We start from the raw sequence: 17,424 nt of genomic DNA, 5'->3' as shown, positions 1-17,424 counted from the left end.
GGATTTTTGCCGGGTAAAACCGTGATGGAGATCACTCAAAACGGTGTTACGAAAAGGGGTTACATTAAACGTGAAGCCGGGCGTAAATTACCGTTACTCAAGGGGTTAACGATAGTGAGGTTCGATTCTCTTTTTGTTCATCGGCAGGCATAATAACCTGATGCAGTGGACGTATTTGACGGGCAGGTAGATGAAAGCACAACGCATAACGCTCAATGATATTGCAGCGCTGGCTGGCGTAACCAAAATGACCGTCAGCCGCTATTTACGTACGCCGGATAAAGTCAAACCGGAGACGGCAGAGCGCATCGCCAGCGTGATTGCGGAAATTGGCTATGAGCCCGATCCCGATAATCCGGCGATGATCGGCGTCGTCGTGCCGCGCATTGGCGTACTGATCCCCTCCTTTCATAACCAAATCTTTGCCGACCTGCTGGCCGGTATCGAATCGGTTACCGCCGCCCACGGCTATCAGACGCTGGTGGTGAACTATGATTATGACCGCCAGCGTGAAGAGGAGCAGATTGCCGCCGTGCTGGCCTTTAACGTCAAAGGCCTGCTGCTGACCGAATCTGCCCACACCCTGCGGGCCGATAAGTACCTCAATGCGGCGAAAATCCCCGTCGCGGAGGTGATGGGGCTGGCGGAGAATCCGGGGCGTATCAACGTGGGCTTTGACAACTTCAAAGCCGGTTTCGATATGACCAATATGCTGCTGGCGAGCGGTAAACGGCAGATCGTCTATTTTGGCGCGATGTCCGACGTGCGCGACGAGCAGCGCTACGCCGGCTACTGCCAGGCGATGGAAAATGCCGGGCTGGCGGTGGGACGTATCGCGCCGAACAAGGTGTCGTCGGTATCGATCGGTACCGGGATGATGACCCTGGCGCGCCAGATGTATGCCCGCATGGACGGCATTCTGTGCACCAATGACGATCTGGCGGTTGGCGTGTTACAGGAGTGCCTGGCATCTGGTATCAGCGTGCCTGAAGAGCTGGCTATAGCCGGTTTTCATGGCCTGGAAATCGGCCAGATTATCTCGCCGCGCCTGGCGAGCGTCCTGACGCCACGCTTTGAAATGGGCAAGGTCGCAACAGAGATATTAATTAAAAAAATCAAAGGACTGCCAACCATTGAAAAGGTCGATCTGCACTATCGCCTGTCGATGGGGGAAACCATATAGCGCCGCTGGCGTGACGATAGCGCCGTGTTAGCAGAAGGTTAAGGTACGATCCGCCCCAGGCCCGCAATCCGCGGGTTTTGTCTTATCGATCACGGACGGTGTAACAGCTATTTTTAACACGATTCAGCGTGATGCAGATCGCAAAACGCCGCGACAAAAAACCGTTTGATAGTGGCTACAGTCGTTATGAAACTTCAAACAGGTGATCCGATGAATAGTGCTATTACCCGAGCCGTCCTTTTAGTGGCCCCCGTTATTGAGACCTTACAGGAGCAGCTGGCCGCCGAATTCCCGCTATTGCGCCTGTACGAGCAGGACGATCCGATCGCCTTTTTGCGCGAGCAGGGAGAGAACGTTGCGGCCGTCGTGACCCGTGGAGACGTCGGCGTGCAGAACAGCGTGCTGGAGCTGCTGCCGCACGCTGGCCTGATCGCTATCTTCGGCGTCGGTACCGATGCGGTGGATTTAGAGTATGCCCGCTCCCGGCAGATCGCCGTCTCCATCACTTCCGGCGTGTTGACCAACGATGTCGCTGACCTGGCGATGGGGCTGCTGCTGGCCGGTTCGCGCCAGCTGTGTCAGGGCGACCGCTTTGTGCGGGAAGGCCGCTGGCTGAACGGCGGCCTGCCGCTGGCAACTCAGGTCAGCGGCAAGCGCATCGGCCTGCTGGGGATGGGCAATATTGGCCAGGCCATCGCCCGCCGCGCCCGTGGCTTTGATATGCAGGTGCTCTATACCGACCGTAAGCAGGTGGCCGGGCTCGATTATCAGTGGTGCGCCGATCTGCATACCCTGGCCCATGAAAGCGATTTTTTGGTGATTGCCGCCTCCGGCGGTGAAGCCAACCGCGGGCTGATCGATGCCTCCGTCTTTAACGTGATGCCAAAACAGGCGTGGCTTATCAACATCGCCCGCGGGTCGCTGGTCGACGAAAAGGCGCTGATTCAGGCGTTACAAAACGGTGTTATCGCCGGGGCCGCTCTCGACGTCTTTGAAGACGAACCGCGGGTTCCCGCCGAGCTGATTGCGCTCGATAATGTGGTCCTGCAACCGCACGTTGCCAGCGCAACCCATGAAACCCGACAGAAAATGAGTGATGTGGTGTTTGCTAACGTCGCCGCTTATTTTTCCGGGAACCCGCTGCCCAACGCTATTAATTAATTACCGCTCTTATTTCTGTACCCAACGCCAATGAGAACCTGGTGGGACAGGTTCTTAAATTACAACGATAACCTCTGCATAGAGAGTGCGAAATATGAATGATAAAATTCCCGGCACCCGCTGGCTGCGTATTATTACGCCGGTGCTGATCGCCTGTATTATTTCGTTTATGGATCGGGTTAATATTAGTTTTGCTTTACCCGGTGGCATGGAAGAGGATTTAGGTATTACCAGCCAGATGGCCGGTGTTGCCAGCGGTATATTTTTTATTGGCTATTTATTTCTGCAAATACCCGGTGGGCGGATTGCGGTAAACGGCAGCGGAAAACGTTTTATTGCCTGGTCGCTGGTAGCCTGGGCGATAGTATCGGTGGCGACCGGCTTTGTCACCCACGAATATCAGCTGCTGGTTCTGCGCTTTATTCTCGGCGTTTCCGAAGGTGGGATGCTGCCGGTGGTCCTGACGATGGTCAGCAACTGGTTCCCGGAAAAAGAGCTGGGCCGGGCCAACGCCTTTGTCATGATGTTTGCCCCGCTGGGCGGCATGCTGACCGCCCCGGTCTCCGGCGCCATTATCGCCGCGCTCGACTGGCGCTGGCTGTTTATTATCGAAGGGCTGCTGTCGCTGGTGGTGCTGGCGGTGTGGTGGTACATGATTAGCGACCGCCCGGAAGAGGCCCGCTGGCTGCCGGAGAAGGAGCGCAACTATCTGGTCACCACCCTCGCCGCGGAGCGGGCGGCCAAACTGGCGGAAGATGCGGTGAGCAACGCGCCGGTAAAAGACGTCTTCCGCAATTCCGGGCTGATGAAGCTGGTGATCCTCAACTTCTTTTACCAGACCGGCGATTACGGCTATACCCTGTGGCTGCCGACCATTCTTAAAGGACTGACCGGCGGTAACATGGCCAGCGTTGGCCTGCTGGCGGTGCTGCCGTTCGTCGCTACCCTCGCCGGGATCTACGTAATTTCATTATTTAGCGATCGCAGCGGCAAGCGTCGGCTGTGGGTCCGCTTCTCGCTCTACAGCTTTGCCGCCGCGCTGGTAGCGTCGGTGGTGCTGCGCGAACACGTGGTGGCGGCCTATATTGCGCTGGTGATTTGCGGCTTCTTCCTGAAATCGGCAACCAGTCCGTTCTGGTCGATGCCGGGGCGGATTGCCTCAGCGGAAGTGGCCGGCAGCGCGCGCGGGGTGATTAACGGCCTCGGGAATCTCGGCGGTTTCTGCGGCCCCTATCTGGTAGGCGTGATGATCTATCTGTACGGACAAAACGTGGCGGTCTGCGCGCTTGCCGGATCGTTAATCATTGCCGGAACCATGACCTTCCTGCTGCCGAAACGCTGCGACCTTGCGGGCAGCGAGCCCGATGTCAGCGTCAGCAAGCAGCCGCGGAACGCGTAGGATAAGGCGACATAAATCACAGTTATCATTGTAAGCGCTTCGATTAACTGACTACACTCTTGCTGATTACAACAAGAGTTAACGCAGGCTAATCAATGATTCTGATAATTTATGCCCATCCCTATCCGCATCACTCGCATGCGAATAAGCGGATGCTTGAGCAGGCAGGGACGCTGGATGGCGTAGAGATACGCTCCCTTTATCAACTTTACCCCGATTTTAATATCGACGTCGCCGCCGAACAGGCGGCGCTGGCCCGCGCGGATCTGGTTATCTGGCAGCATCCCTTACAGTGGTACAGCGTTCCGCCTCTGCTGAAGCTGTGGCTGGACAAGGTGCTGTCGCACGGCTGGGCCTACGGCCATAACGGCATCGCCCTGCACGGTAAATCGCTGATGTGGGCGGTTACCACCGGCGGCGGCGAAAGCCACTTCGATATTGGCTCCTTCCCCGGTTTTGAGGTGCTGGCCCAGCCGCTGCAGGCTACCGGACTGTACTGCGGGATGAAGTGGCTGCCGCCGTTTGCGATGCACTGCACCTTTATCTGCGACGACGAAACCCTCCAGGCGCAGGCGCGCCGCTATCGACAACGCTTAATCGAATGGCAGGAGGCGCACAATGGATAGCCATACGCTGATACAGGCGCTGATCTATCTCGGGTCCGCCGCGCTGATCGTACCGATTGCCGTCCGCTTTGGCCTCGGCTCGGTGCTGGGGTATTTGATCGCCGGCTGTATTATCGGTCCGTGGGGGCTGAAGCTGGTGACCGACGCCGGGACGATCCTCCACTTCGCCGAAATCGGCGTGGTGCTGATGCTGTTCGTGATCGGCCTTGAGCTCGACCCGCAGCGCCTGTGGAAGCTGCGGGCCTCGGTATTTGGCGGCGGTGCGCTGCAGATGGTGGCCTGCGGGGCGCTGATTGGCCTGTTCTGCATGCTGCTGGGAATGCGCTGGCAGGTGGCTGAGCTTATCGGCATGACGCTGGCGCTGTCGTCTACGGCGATCGCGATGCAGGCCATGAATGAACGCAACCTGACGGTTTCGCAAATGGGGCGTAGCGCCTTTGCGGTGCTGCTGTTTCAGGATATCGCGGCCATCCCGCTGGTGGCGATGATCCCGCTGCTGGCCAGCAGCGGCGGCTCCACCACGCTGTGGGCGTTTGCCCTGTCGGCGCTGAAGGTGGCGGGCGCGCTGGCGCTGGTAGTGGTGCTCGGTCGCTACCTGACCCGGCCGGTGCTGCGCTTCGTTGCCCGCTCCGGCCTGCGGGAGGTGTTCAGCGCCGTTGCCCTGTTCCTGGTCTTTGGTTTTGGGCTGCTGCTGGAAGAGGTCGGGCTATCGATGGCGATGGGCGCCTTCCTTGCCGGGGTGCTGTTGGCCAGCTCGGAGTACCGCCACGCGCTGGAAAGCGATATTGAACCGTTCAAGGGGCTGCTGCTGGGGCTGTTCTTTATTGGCGTCGGGATGTCGGTGGATTTTGGCACCCTGGTGACTCATCCGCTGCGCATTTTGATTCTGCTGGCCGGATTCCTGGTCATCAAAGGCGTCATGCTGTGGCTGATTGCGAAACCTCTCGGCGTACCGCGCGCCCAGCGCCGCTGGTTTGCGGTGCTGCTGGGGCAGGGGAGCGAGTTTGCCTTTGTGGTATTCGGCGCCGCGCAAATGGCCGAGGTGCTGGATAGCGAGTGGGCCAGGGCGCTGACCCTGGCGGTGGCGCTGTCGATGGCGGCGACGCCGATCCTGCTGGTGCTGCTGACCCGGCTGGAAAAATCATCCTCCGGGCAGGCGCGCGAGGCCGATGAGATTGATGAAGAGCAGCCGCGGGTGATTGTCGCCGGTTTTGGCCGCTACGGGCAGATCGCCGGCCGCGTGCTGCTCTCCGGCGGGGTGAAGATGGTCATCCTCGACCACGATCCTGACCACGTTGAGGCGCTGCGTAAATTTGATATGAAGGTGTTCTACGGCGACGCGACGCGGGCCGATCTGCTGGAGTCGGCGGGAGCGGGAAAAGCGGAAGTGCTGATAAACGCTATCGACGATCCGCAGACCAGCCTGCAGCTGGTTGAGCTGGCGAAAGAGCACTTCCCGCATCTGCAAATTATCTCGCGGGCCCGCGATATCGATCACTATATTCAGCTGCGCCAGGCCGGGGTCGAGGCGCCCGAGCGTGAAACCTTTGAAGCTGCGCTGAAGTCCGGGCGCATGGCGCTGGAGGCGCTGGGCCTGGGCGCCTATGAGGCGCGCGAGCGCGCCGATCTGTTCCGCCGTTTCAATATCAAAATGGTGGAAGAGATGGTGGAGATGGCGGAAAACGACCCGGCTTCCCGCGTGGCGGTCTTTAAGCGCACCAGCGATATGCTGACCGGCATCATCAACGAAGACCGCACCCATCTGTCGCTGGTCCAGCGCCACGGCTGGCAGGGTACGGAAGAGGGCAGGCATACGGGGGATATTGCCGACGAGCCGGAGAATAAGCCTTCAGCTTAAGGCATCGCGCGCCGTTCTCATCTGGCGGCTCACGAGGCTGACGTGGGCTCGCCGGCAAATCCGAAAATTTTCGTATTCTTTACTCTCCGTCCAGTCGACGAAGTATTATGCTTTCCGTATAGTGGCGGCAATTTTTTGTATTTGGGAAATATTCAATGATCAGTCTGATTGCGGCGTTAGCGGTGGATCGCGTCATTGGTATGGAAAACGCCATGCCATGGAACCTGCCTGCCGATCTCGCCTGGTTTAAACGTAATACGTTAAACAAGCCGGTGATTATGGGGCGTCTGACCTGGGAATCTATTGGTCGTCCGCTGCCTGGACGTAAAAATATCGTGATCAGCAGCCAGCCCGGGAGTGACGATCGCGTGCAGTGGGTTAAATCGGTTGATGAAGCGATTGCCGCCTGCGGCGACGTTGAAGAGATGATGGTGATCGGCGGCGGCCGCGTGTACGAGCAGTTCCTGCCGAAAGCCCATAAGCTCTATTTGACGCATATTGATGCTGAAGTGGAAGGTGACACCCACTTCCCGGATTACGATCCGGACCAGTGGGAATCGGTATTCAGCGAATTCCACGACGCCGATGCGCAGAACTCGCATAGCTACTGCTTCGAAGTTCTGGAACGCCGCTAAGCCTGTCCCCGGTGGCGCTAAGCTTCCGGGAACAGGGCTTCTCAGATAACCCGGATAACGCGCAGCTATCCGGGATCTTTCTCAGGAGGCGACCGCCTCACCTTCATGCAGATCCTTCTGCCGGTTCGACGGCTGGGTGAAGTACGCCTTGTCTTCCCAGCGCAGGCAGGTGAGATCTCCCCCCCAGCAGCAGCCGGTATCCAGGGCATAAATGCCTTCAGGCGTTCCGCGTCCCTCCAGCGAAGCCCAGTGGCCAAAAGCAATGCTGTACTCGTTCGCCACCGGACCGGGGATGGTAAACCACGGCTTCAGGGGCGCCGGGGCGTCCTCCGGCGCTTCTTTGGCATACATATCCAGCTGCCCGTTCGGGAAGCAGTAGCGCATGCGGGTAAAGGCGTTGGAGATAAAGCGCAGTCGCGCAAGGCCGCTCAGCTCGCTGCTCCAGTTGTTGGGCATGTCGCCATACATGGCGTCGAGGAAGAACGGATAGGAGTCGCTGGAGAGCACCGCTTCAACATCGCGCGCGCACTGCTGCGCCGTTGGCAGATCCCACTGCGGCGTGATGCCGGCATGGGCCATCACCAGCTTTTTCTCTTCATCAATCTGCATCAGCGGCTGGCGACGCAGCCAGTTGAGAAGCTCATCGGCATCCGGCGCTTCCAGCAGTGACTTCAGGCGATCTTTTGGCTTGTTGCGGCTAATGCCGGCGAAGACGGCCAGCAGATGGAGATCGTGATTGCCAAGGACAATACGCACGCTATCGCCAAGGGATTTTACGTAGCGTAAAACCTCCAGCGAGCCCGGGCCGCGGGCGACTAAATCACCGGTAAGCCATAGCGTATCGCTGCCAGGGGTAAACGCAACCTGCTTTAATAATGCGATCAGTTCATCGTAGCAACCGTGAACGTCGCCAATAAGGTATGTAGACATGGTTTTAGTGAATGAGCGTTGGTACTGCGAGACGGAAAACAGGGATGTCGACGGAGAACGGCGCACCGTTCACGTCGATCATGGCGTAATGTCCCTGCATGGTGCCCAGCGGCGTTTCAATAACCGCGCCGCTGGTGTATTGAAACTCCCCGCCAGCGGGAATATGCGGCTGCTCGCCGACAACCCCTTCACCCTGAACCTCAGTCTCACGACCGTGACCGTTGGTGATAAGCCAGTAGCGGCCAAGAAGCTGAACCTGACTCCGCCCCAGATTGCGGATGGTGACGGTATAAGCGAAGACGTAACGATCGTTTTCCGGAGAAGACTGCGATTCGATATAGACGCTCTGTACCTGTACACAAACTCGGGGCGAATTGATCATGGTTAGCTCTCCTTGGTGGGCGAGTTTTCAGTTAACCAGTTAGCTAGCTGACAATACTGCGCCACGGAAATATTCTCTGCGCGTTTCGCCGGGTCGATGCCCAGCTCGGTCAGCACTTCAACGCTGAACAGATTGCCGAGGCTATTGCGAATCGTTTTCCGGCGCTGGTTGAACGCTTCGGTGGTGATTCGGCTCAGTACGCGAACCTCTTTGACCGGATGCGGCAGCGTGCGATAGGGCACCAGGCGAACCACGGCGGAATCGACTTTAGGCGGCGGCGTAAAGGCGGTCGGCGGGACTTCAAGCACCGGAATGATCTGGCAGTAATATTGCGCCATCACGCTCAGTCGACCATACGCCTTACTGTTCGGACCGGCAACCAGGCGATTGACGACCTCTTTTTGCAGCATAAAGTGCATGTCGGCAATGGCATCAGTATAGCTGAACAGATGGAACATCAGCGGCGTGGAGATGTTGTAAGGCAGGTTGCCGAACACGCGCAGCGGCTGACCCATGTTCTGCGACAGCTCGCCGAAGTTCATGGTCATGGCATCCTGCTGATAAATGGTCAGCTTTGGCCCTAAGAACGGGTGCGTTTTCAGGCGGGCGGCCAGGTCGCGGTCCAGCTCGATAACGGTGAGCTCGTCCAGACGTTCACCAACCGGTTCGGTCAGCGCTGCCAGGCCCGGGCCGATTTCGACAATCGCCTGACCTTTCTGTGGGTTAATGGCTGAGACAATACTGTCGATCACGAATCGATCGTTGAGAAAGTTTTGCCCGAAGCGTTTACGGGCTAAGTGGCCCTGATGGACTCGATTATTCATTGCGTATTAACAATCATTTTAATGGCGAGATTAAGCGCCGTGATAAAACTGCCGACATCCGCTTTCCCCAGGCCCGCCAGTTCTAGCGCGGTACCGTGGTCAACGGAGGTTCGAATAAAAGGTAAACCGAGCGTAATGTTCACGCCACGGCCGAAGCCCTGGTATTTTAGCACGGGAAGGCCCTGATCGTGGTACATCGCGAGCACCGCGTCGGCATGGTCGAGATATTTGGGCTGAAAAAGGGTATCAGCAGGCAGCGGCCCGCTGAGATTCATCCCCCGAGCGCGCATCTCTTCCAGCACCGGAATGATGGTATCGATCTCTTCCGTACCCATATGGCCGCCTTCTCCCGCGTGCGGGTTCAGACCGCACACCAGCACATGCGGGTGGGCAATACCAAACTTGTGCCGCAGATCGTGGTCAAGGATGGTGATGACTTCACGCAGCAGGTCGGGGGTAATGGCGTCACTGATCGCTTTCAGCGGCAGATGGGTGGTCGCCAGCGCGACGCGAAGCTCTTCCGTGGCCAGCATCATCACCACTTTACTGGCCTGCGAGCGCTCTTCGAAGAATTCGGTATGCCCGGTGAAGGCGATCCCGGCGTCGTTGATATTGCCTTTATGGGCCGGCCCGGTGATTAATGCCGCAAACTCGCCGTTCAGGCAGCCGTCGCAGGCGCGCGCCAGGGTTTCCACCACGTAGCTGCCGTTGCGCACGTCCAGCACGCCGGGCGTTACCGGGGCGTTTAGCGTGACGGGAAGCAGGGTCAGGGTGCCGGCGCGCTGCGGGGCGGCGGGGCGGGACGGATCGTAGGGCTGAAGTAATAAAGGAAGACCGAGCCGTTGGGCTCGGTCAGATAACAGTGCGCCATCGGCGCAAACCACCAGTTCAACCGGCCAGTCTCTCTGCGCAAGCTGCGCGACGAGGTCAGGGCCAATCCCGGCAGGTTCCCCGGGAGTGATGACAACACGATTCATACGCTTCATCCTTCAGGCTATTTCCTGGTTGGCTACGCCGTTAGCGGTTCATCCATGAGCTTCGCCCGTTTTGGGCCGTCGCAGGCAACGTTACGGTCAGCGGCATCGCCCCGGCGGCTCATCGGTCAGCCTGGGGGCGCTATGCGCTTGCCGCCCGATACGCGTGGAACGGCTGGCGTATCGGGCGGTAAATTAGTTACTCAGAACTTTGACGTAAGCGCTGGCGCGCTGTTCCTGCATCCAGGTCGCCGCTTCTTCCGAGAACTTACGGTTCATCAGCATCCGGTAGGCGCGATCTTTCTGCGCCGCGTCGGTTCTGTCAACCTGGCGGGTGTCCAGCAGCTCAATCAGGTGCCAGCCGAAGGAGGAGTGCACCGGAGCGCTGGTCTGGCCTTTGCTCATGTGCATCAGCGCATCGCGGAACGCCGGATCGAAGATATCGGTGGTTGCCCAACCTAAATCGCCGCCCTGGTTAGCTGAGCCGGGATCTTCAGAAAACTCTTTCGCTGCTTTAGCGAAGGTGGTTTTTCCGCTCTTAATGTCGGCTGCAATCTGCTCCAGCTTCGCCTTAGCCTGGGCATCGTTCATGATTGGCGATGACTTCAGCAGAATGTGGCGGGCGTGGACTTCGGTAACGGAGATATTCTTGCTTTCGCCGCGCATATCGTTGATTTTCAGGATATGGAAGCCAACGCCAGAACGGATCGGGCCGACGATGTCGCCTTTCTTCGCGGTACTCAGCGCCTGGGCGAAGATCCCCGGCAGCTCCTGAATACGACCCCAGCCCATCTGGCCGCCTTTCAGCGCCTGCTGGTCGGCAGAGTAGCTGATAGCCAGCTTGCCGAAGTCGGCACCGCTGCGGGCCTGCTCAACGATAGCGTTCGCCTGATCCTGCGCGGCGGCAACCTGGTCGGAGGTTGGGTTTTCCGGCAGCGGAATCAGGATGTGGCTCAGGTTTAGCTCGGTGCTGGCATCGTTCTGATCGCCAATCTGTTTCGCCAGAGATTCAACTTCCTGCGGCAGCACGGTAATGCGACGGCGCACTTCGTTATTACGCACTTCTGAAATCAGCATCTCTTTGCGGATCTGATTGCGGTAGGTGGCGTAGTTCAGACCATCATAGGCCAGACGGCTACGCATCTGATCCATGCTCATATTGTTCTGCTTCGCGATGTTGGCAATCGCCTGATCGACCTGGTCGTCAGAGATTTTCACGCCCATCTTCTGGCCCATCTGCAAAACAATCTGGTCCATAATCAGTCTTTCGAGGATCTGATGACGTAAGGTGGCATCATCCGGCAGCTGCTGACCGGCCTGGCCGGCGTTAAGCTTAACCGATTGCATCAGGCCATTGACGTCGCTTTCAAGAACAACGCCATTATTGACGACAGCCGCTACTTTATCGACAACCTGTGGGGCAGCGAAACTGGTATTCGCGATCATGGCGATACCGAGAAGCAGCGTTTTCCAGTTCTTCATACTTTTTCCATTTCAATTAACCGCAAATGCGGATTACGTTTTAAACCAGCCACATCACAGGGAGTTCTGGTACGGTAGAATGTTCGAACGCAGCATCTGCTGGGTGCCGAGACCGTAGTTGGAGCTCAGGCCGCGTAGCTCAATGTTGATGCCAAAGGTATTGTCGTATTTGCTCTCGCCGTTGCCGTTGTTATCCCAGCCGTTGATCTTGCGTTCATAGCCGAGGCGAATAGCGTAGCAGCAGGAGTTATACTGGACCCCTAACATCTGGTTGGCGCTCTTTTTGGTATTGGTATCAAAGTAGTATGCGCCGACAACGGACCAGCGATCGACAACCGGCCAGCTGGCGGTCATACCCACCTGAGAAATACCGTTTTTGTACTGCTCAGCGGTTGAATACGAAGGCAGCGTTGCCTGAATGTATTCCGGGCTGGCATAACGATAGTTAAGTTGGATTAAGCGGTTTTCGTCGCGACGGTATTCAACGGTGCCGTTACCGGTTGCGACGTTATCCAGACGCGTATCGTACTGAATTCCCCCGCGTAAACCCCAGTCATCGGCGATGCGCCAGTAAGTATCTCCGGCCCATACCAGTGAACCCCTTGTGTCGTTATTCTCCCAGTTGATGTTGTCATCACCGGTACGTGACTCGGTGAAATAATAGATTTGACCAACGGAAATATTAAAACGTTCAACGGCGGCTGCATCATATACGCGAGACGTGACGCCGGTGGTAACCTGGTTTGCGGATGCAATACGGTCCAGACCGCTGTAGGAGCGGTCGCGGAACAGGCCGCTGTAGTCCGATTGCAGCAGGGTGGAGTCGTAAGAACCGATATGGCTCTGGTCGCGATACGGGATGTACAGATACTGCACGCGCGGTTCCAGAGTCTGGGTAAAGCTCTCCTGCATATCGCGCTCGAAGACCATTTTGCCGTCGATTTTGAACTGCGGCATCACGCGGTTGACGGACTCTTTGTAGTCCGCATTGTTAGCCGCGTTGTAGTCGTCGAGGTTGCTCTGCTGGTAGTGGGTCGCCAGCAGCTTGGTTTCGGTATTGATGCTGCCCCAGCCGTTAGACAGCGGCAGATTGATCGTCGGCTCGAAGTGGACGCGGGTCGCTTCCGGCATGTTGCCGTTGGTATTGACGAAGTGCACCGCCTGTCCGTACAGATGGGTATCAAACGGACCGACATCGTTCTGGTAGTAGTTAACGTCCAGCTGCGGCTGAGCGGCATAGGAGTTGCTCGAATCGCGGTTAAAGACCTGGAACTGTTTGGTCGACACGGTGGCGTCGAAGTTCTGGTTTACGTAGCCGGCGCTGAATTTCTGCGTGGCGTAACCGTCGGTACTGGAACCGTATTTAGAGCTGAAATCGTTAAAGTAGTCCGGATCGCTGACCTTGGTATAGTCGGCGTTAAGGCGCCATACCTGGTCGATGACCCCGGAGTGGTTCCAGTAGAACAGCCAGCGGCGGCTGTTGCTGTCGCTGGAGTGATCGTCCTGGTAGATCTTATCGGACGGCAGGTAGTCAAACTCGAACAGCCCCGCGCCGGCTTTGGTCAGATAGCGGAATTCGTTTTCCCACATCACGCCGCCGCGCTTGCTCATATAGTGCGGCGTCAGGGTGGCGTCGAAGTTAGGCGCGATATTCCAGTAGTAAGGAAGAGAGAACTCCACGCCATTTTTCGTGCTGTATTTGGCGTTAGGGATCAGGAAGCCGGAACGACGCTTATCGCCTACCGGCAGCTGCAGGTAAGGGCTGTAGAAAATAGGCACTGAGCCGAGCTTAAAGCGCGCGTTCCAGATTTCCGCAACCTGCTCTTCGCGGTCGTGAATAACTTCGCTTCCGACGACGCTCCAGGTGTCAGAACCCGGCAGACAGGAGGTAAAGCTGCCGTTTTCCAGAATGGTGTAGCGGTTTTCACCGCGCTGTTTCATCAGATCGGCCTTGCCGCGGCCCTGACGGCCGACCATCTGGTAATCACCTTCCCAGATATTGGTATCTTTGGTGTTCAGGTTTGACCAGCCTTTCGGGCCTTTCAGGATGACCTGATTATCGTCATAGTGAACGTTGCCCAGCGCATCGACCGTGCGCACGGGTTGAGGCTGGCCCGCTGCCTGCTGCTGATGAAGCTGAACCTCATCCGCCTGAAGACGGCTATTCCCCTGATTAATATCGACGTTACCGGTGAATGTGGCATTATCCGGATAGTTGCCCTTCGCATGATCGGCATCGATCGTCACCGGCAGCTCGTTAGTTTTACCTTCAACGAGGGGACGATTATAGCTTGGGACGCCAAGCATACACTGCGTGGCGAGATCGGCGGCGATGCCCTGTTGGCTATACAAGGCGCTGGCGATCATGGTGGCCAGGAGGCTGGGAATACGTTTTATCATACGTTGTATTTGTTGTTCCGTCATCTTGTGGCAGCGGCTTGCAAACGGTCAGAGCCTAACGTACTCATCTTCATCGCGCTAGTGTTAATCCTGCCCGTTTCAATCCCGAGCGTTAGGCACCGTGTAGAATGACGAGTATGATAAAGCAAATTATAGGCTATGTCCCACAATTGACCGAAGCGTCAGTGCTTTGTAACGTGCGGTCATATATAGCTTAACTGGCGGCATAAAGATTGGGGAGTCTATGCAGTATTTGGGAAAAATAATTGGGGTTGCGGTTGCGCTGATGATGGGCGCGGGTTTCTGGGGCGTGGTGCTGGGCTTACTGGTCGGTCATATATTCGATCGCGCGCGCCGTCGGCGGATTAACGTTTTTGCTAACCAGCAGGAGCGGCAGTCGCTGTTCTTTTCCACCACCTTTGAGGTGATGGGCCATCTGACCAAATCCAAAGGTCGCGTTACCGAAGCCGATATTCATGTCGCCAGCATCCTGATGGATCGCATGAATTTGCATGGCGAGTCGCGTACGGCGGCACAGCAGGCCTTTCGCGTAGGGAAATCAGATGATTATCCGCTGCGCGAGAAAATGCGTCAGCTGCGCAGCGTCTGTTTCGGCCGCTTTGATTTGATTCGGATGTTTCTGGAAATTCAGCTGCAGGCGGCCTTCGCCGACGGCGAATTGCACCCTAATGAACGCGAGGTTCTGTTCGTCATTGCCGACGAGCTGGGGATCTCCCGCGCCCAGTTTGAACAGTTCCTGCGGATGATGCAGGGCGGAGCTCAGTTCGGCGGCGGTTCGCAGCAGCACTCCGGGAACCAGGGCCGCGGCCAGGCCGGCTGGCAGCAGGCGCAGCGCGGGCCGACCCTTGAGGACGCCTGCAACGTGCTGGGCGTGAAGCCGACCGATGACGCGGCGACCGTCAAGCGCGCCTACCGCAAGCTGATGAGCGAGCACCATCCGGATAAGCTGGTGGCGAAGGGCCTGCCGCCGGAAATGATGGAGATGGCGAAGCAGAAGGCTCAGGATATTCAGAAGGCCTGGGAGCTGGTCAAAGAGCAGCGCGGTTTCTGATTTGCCGGCCTCTCCCGCCGGGGTGAGGCATCAGGACGGGCTCCTGGCGCGGCGGTACATCCGCCGCGGATGGCCAATTTTACCGTACAGCATTTCCACTTCCAGAAAGCCCGTTTCCACGCAGTGCTCCAGATAGCGGCGGGCGGTCGTTTTACTCAGGCCGGCGTCGTTCACCACCTCATCGACCGAAAAGCAGTGTTCTTCCCGCCCGGTAAACAGGTTCTGCACCAGCGCCAGCGTTTTTTCCTCAATCCCTTTACTGCCGCTATCGGCGCGATAGTTTTTCGCCTGCAGCTGATATAGCGAATCAACGTTTTGCTGATCGACAATCTTCCACTCCCGCTGCTGGTCGTAAAACTGAACGAAGCGCTCGAGAGACTGGCTCAACCGTTTCCAGGAGACCGGCTTAAGGATGTAGTCGAAGGCCCCGTTGCGAATGGCCAGGCTGCAGGTTTCCATATCGCTGGCGGCGGTAATAAAAATAACCGAACAGTTGGCGCTCGCCAGCAGCGGGTCGGTGATCAGCGTCACCCCCTTTCCGTCGGGTAAATAGTTGTCGAGCAGCACCAGCTGCGGCGGGCTGGCGTTGAGCATCTGCCGCGCCTGGGTGAGCGAGGCGGCCATTCCCGCCAGCCGCATGCGCGGGTGTTTTTGAATCAGCTCGGCGTGCAGCCGCGCCAGCTCGCTCTCATCTTCGACGATCAGCACATCGACCAGGTCATGATGCATAGTTTGCCCCTTGTGGCGGGTGGGCCGGACCGTCGGCGGGAATAAATAGCGTAAAGATGGCCCCGCGCGGCGAGTTATCGGCGACCTCGATGGTGCCGCCAGCCTGAGTGACATAATGTTCAATAAGATACAGTCCGATGCCGTGATCGCCACGGGTTTTAGTGGTGACGCCGCGTTCAAAGATTCGATCGCGGATCTCCGGGCGAATACCGACGCCGCGATCGGCCACTTCAATCATCAGCTCCCGGGCGTTGAGCTGGATCAGCACTTCAACCGGCTCGTGCGGCAATTCGGCGCGCTGGGTGGCCTCAATGGCGTTATCCAGCAGATTGCCGATGATAGAGATAAGCTCCGATTCGATTAATGACGGCAGCGGGCGGTCGATGTGGCAGGCTGGATCGAAGCTCAGCTCGACGCCTTTCTCGCGCGCCCGGGCGGCCTTGCCCAGCAGCAGGCCGCAGAGCGTCGGCGAGCTAAAGCGGGATGAAATAAAGTCCAGCAGCTCCTGAGCATGCTCCGACTGCGCCTGAATATAGCGAATGGCCTCGTCGTAGTGGCCCATATGCAGCAGGCCGGAAAGCGTGGTCATGCGGTTGAGCTGCTCATGGCGCATGATGCGCAGGTTATCCACATAGCGTTTCACCTGGCTGAGCTGGGCGCTAAGCGAGTTGATTTCATCGCGATCGCGGAAGGTGATCACCCAGCCCTGCAGCGAATTCTCCAGCATGATGCGCACCCGGCTGGCAAGTACGGTGAGCTGGTTGAAGCGGCATAACTCGTCGTGCGTGTCGCTTTCCAGCATCTCGCCGCTGGCGAAAAACGGCTGCGGAACGATGACGCTATCAATGGACTGCCCGCGCAGCCGGTACGCGGGCTGGCTAAGGCCGAGCAGGCTGCGGGCCGCGCGGTTAATGACCTTGATGCGGCGGGTATGATCGATAACGATGACCCCTTCATAAATCGATTCCATCATCGCCTTTTGCTGGCGCACCAGCAGGCCGATTTCCCGCGGCTCCAGGGAGAAGATCTGCTTTTTGATGCTGCGGGTGAAGTACCAGGAGAAGATAAATAGCGCAACCAGCAGCAGCACGGCGGCGACGAAGATATTGATGACTTTTTGCAGCGTGATGCTGTCGAGGTAGCTGGTCAGATAGCCGACGGAAACGATGCCCACCACCTGGCCCGCCTCGTTACGCACCGGCGCCTTGCTGCGCAGCGAAATCCCGAGCCCGCCTTTGCGGATAGTGGTAATGGTTTGCCCTTCCAGCACCGCCTGATTATCGCCGCCAACCAGCCGGGTACCGACCCATTCCGGGTGCACGGAGTGGAACAGATGCACGCCCCGCGCGTCGCCAACAACGATAAAGCTGGCGTCGCTGCGGGCGGCTATTTCCTGCATAAAGGTTTTGATCGCCTGCGGGTCCTTGCGGGCAACCTGCTGACGTAAATTGGGCATCAGGGCGATCTCTTCGGCCTGTATTTTGGCGCGGGTGCTCATCTCCTGATAAAGCTGATGGCTGGCATCGAAATAGTAATAAACGCCCAGCAGGGCAAACAGGATCGAGAAAAACGCCACCAGGGAAATAAACAGCTTAAATTGAAAGGAAACTTTCATAGGCCTTGTACAGAGTCTCAGTAAGGCGGGTAAGAAACGAGCGGCCGCTTACGCCGGGGTCAGGGAACAGGATCGATCCGCGAAGCCTATTTATAAATGATCTATAGCGCTTGCGACAAAAAACCATAAAAACCACGCTAATAAATCAGAGATA

General features: G+C 57.6%; 15 protein-coding genes. 7 read left to right on the top strand and 8 right to left on the bottom strand.

Annotated features, from left to right (window positions below; genetic code table 11):
• Positions 1-190 precede the first annotated feature (190 nt).
• The 6 genes from QFI97_RS01120 (at position 191) to folA (ending at position 6,862) form a co-directional block, all read left to right on the top strand.
• The gene (locus tag QFI97_RS01120; RefSeq protein ID WP_095103845.1) at positions 191-1,183 is read left to right on the top strand and encodes a LacI family DNA-binding transcriptional regulator; all 993 of its coding nucleotides are present in this window, start codon (positions 191-193) and stop codon (positions 1,181-1,183) included.
• 210 nt (positions 1,184-1,393) lie between these two features.
• On the top strand, positions 1,394-2,344 hold the full coding sequence (locus tag QFI97_RS01115) for a 2-hydroxyacid dehydrogenase (protein WP_331834541.1): 951 nt from the start codon (positions 1,394-1,396) through the stop codon (positions 2,342-2,344).
• 94 nt (positions 2,345-2,438) lie between these two features.
• Complete coding sequence (locus tag QFI97_RS01110) at positions 2,439-3,743, top strand: MFS transporter (RefSeq protein WP_095103841.1); 1,305 nt, start codon at positions 2,439-2,441, stop codon at positions 3,741-3,743.
• A 95-nt stretch (positions 3,744-3,838) separates the two neighbouring features.
• The gene (kefF, locus tag QFI97_RS01105; RefSeq protein ID WP_346430411.1) at positions 3,839-4,369 is read left to right on the top strand and encodes a glutathione-regulated potassium-efflux system oxidoreductase KefF; all 531 of its coding nucleotides are present in this window, start codon (positions 3,839-3,841) and stop codon (positions 4,367-4,369) included.
• Complete coding sequence (kefC, locus tag QFI97_RS01100; RefSeq protein ID WP_346430410.1) at positions 4,362-6,227, top strand: glutathione-regulated potassium-efflux system protein KefC; 1,866 nt, start codon at positions 4,362-4,364, stop codon at positions 6,225-6,227. Before kefF ends, kefC begins: the two co-directional genes overlap by 8 nt.
• Before the next feature lie 155 nt (positions 6,228-6,382).
• A complete protein-coding gene (gene folA, locus QFI97_RS01095; RefSeq protein WP_095103835.1) occupies positions 6,383-6,862 on the top strand; it encodes a type 3 dihydrofolate reductase in 480 nt (159 codons plus the stop codon).
• 81 nt (positions 6,863-6,943) lie between these two features.
• Here the strand turns inward: folA and apaH are convergent, their stop codons facing one another.
• The 6 genes from apaH to lptD form a co-directional block, all read right to left on the bottom strand.
• Entirely contained in the window at positions 6,944-7,792 is an 849-nt protein-coding gene (gene apaH / locus QFI97_RS01090; RefSeq protein WP_095103833.1) for a bis(5'-nucleosyl)-tetraphosphatase (symmetrical) ApaH, read from the bottom strand.
• Positions 7,793-7,796: 4 nt separating this feature from the next.
• The gene (apaG, locus tag QFI97_RS01085) at positions 7,797-8,174 is read right to left on the bottom strand and encodes a Co2+/Mg2+ efflux facilitator ApaG/CorD (RefSeq protein WP_041144010.1); all 378 of its coding nucleotides are present in this window, start codon (positions 8,172-8,174) and stop codon (positions 7,797-7,799) included.
• 2 nt (positions 8,175-8,176) lie between these two features.
• Positions 8,177-8,998 carry a 16S rRNA (adenine(1518)-N(6)/adenine(1519)-N(6))-dimethyltransferase RsmA gene (rsmA, locus tag QFI97_RS01080; protein WP_041144011.1) on the bottom strand — a complete coding sequence of 274 codons (822 nt, stop codon included), beginning with the start codon at positions 8,996-8,998 and terminating at the stop codon, positions 8,177-8,179.
• Positions 8,995-9,984, bottom strand: a complete 990-nt coding sequence (gene pdxA / locus QFI97_RS01075) for a 4-hydroxythreonine-4-phosphate dehydrogenase PdxA (protein WP_346430409.1) — start codon at positions 9,982-9,984, stop codon at positions 8,995-8,997. Before pdxA ends, rsmA begins: the two co-directional genes overlap by 4 nt.
• 183 nt (positions 9,985-10,167) lie before the next feature.
• Complete coding sequence (gene surA / locus QFI97_RS01070; RefSeq protein ID WP_095103829.1) at positions 10,168-11,454, bottom strand: peptidylprolyl isomerase SurA; 1,287 nt, start codon at positions 11,452-11,454, stop codon at positions 10,168-10,170.
• A 54-nt stretch (positions 11,455-11,508) separates the two neighbouring features.
• The gene (gene lptD, locus QFI97_RS01065) at positions 11,509-13,854 is read right to left on the bottom strand and encodes an LPS assembly protein LptD (RefSeq protein ID WP_346430408.1); all 2,346 of its coding nucleotides are present in this window, start codon (positions 13,852-13,854) and stop codon (positions 11,509-11,511) included.
• Positions 13,855-14,098: 244 nt separating this feature from the next.
• On the opposite strand from lptD, the gene djlA reads away from it, so the two are divergent.
• Positions 14,099-14,926 carry a co-chaperone DjlA gene (gene djlA / locus QFI97_RS01060; protein ID WP_331834545.1) on the top strand — a complete coding sequence of 276 codons (828 nt, stop codon included), beginning with the start codon at positions 14,099-14,101 and terminating at the stop codon, positions 14,924-14,926.
• Positions 14,927-14,956: 30 nt separating this feature from the next.
• On the opposite strand, the gene QFI97_RS01055 is transcribed toward djlA, so the two are convergent.
• On the bottom strand, positions 14,957-15,655 hold the full coding sequence (locus QFI97_RS01055) for a response regulator (protein WP_095103823.1): 699 nt from the start codon (positions 15,653-15,655) through the stop codon (positions 14,957-14,959).
• Positions 15,645-17,270: an ATP-binding protein gene (locus QFI97_RS01050; protein WP_331834546.1), complete on the bottom strand. Its 1,626-nt coding sequence runs from the start codon at positions 17,268-17,270 to the stop codon at positions 15,645-15,647. The genes QFI97_RS01055 and QFI97_RS01050 overlap by 11 nt, the downstream gene beginning before the upstream one ends.
• Positions 17,271-17,424 lie beyond the last annotated feature (154 nt).

Source organism: Klebsiella scottii (assembly GCF_036561945.1).
Lineage (GTDB): Bacteria > Pseudomonadota > Gammaproteobacteria > Enterobacterales > Enterobacteriaceae > Klebsiella > Klebsiella scottii.
Note: the sequence above shows the minus strand (reverse complement) of the source record. Positions and strands in the feature narration are given on the sequence as shown.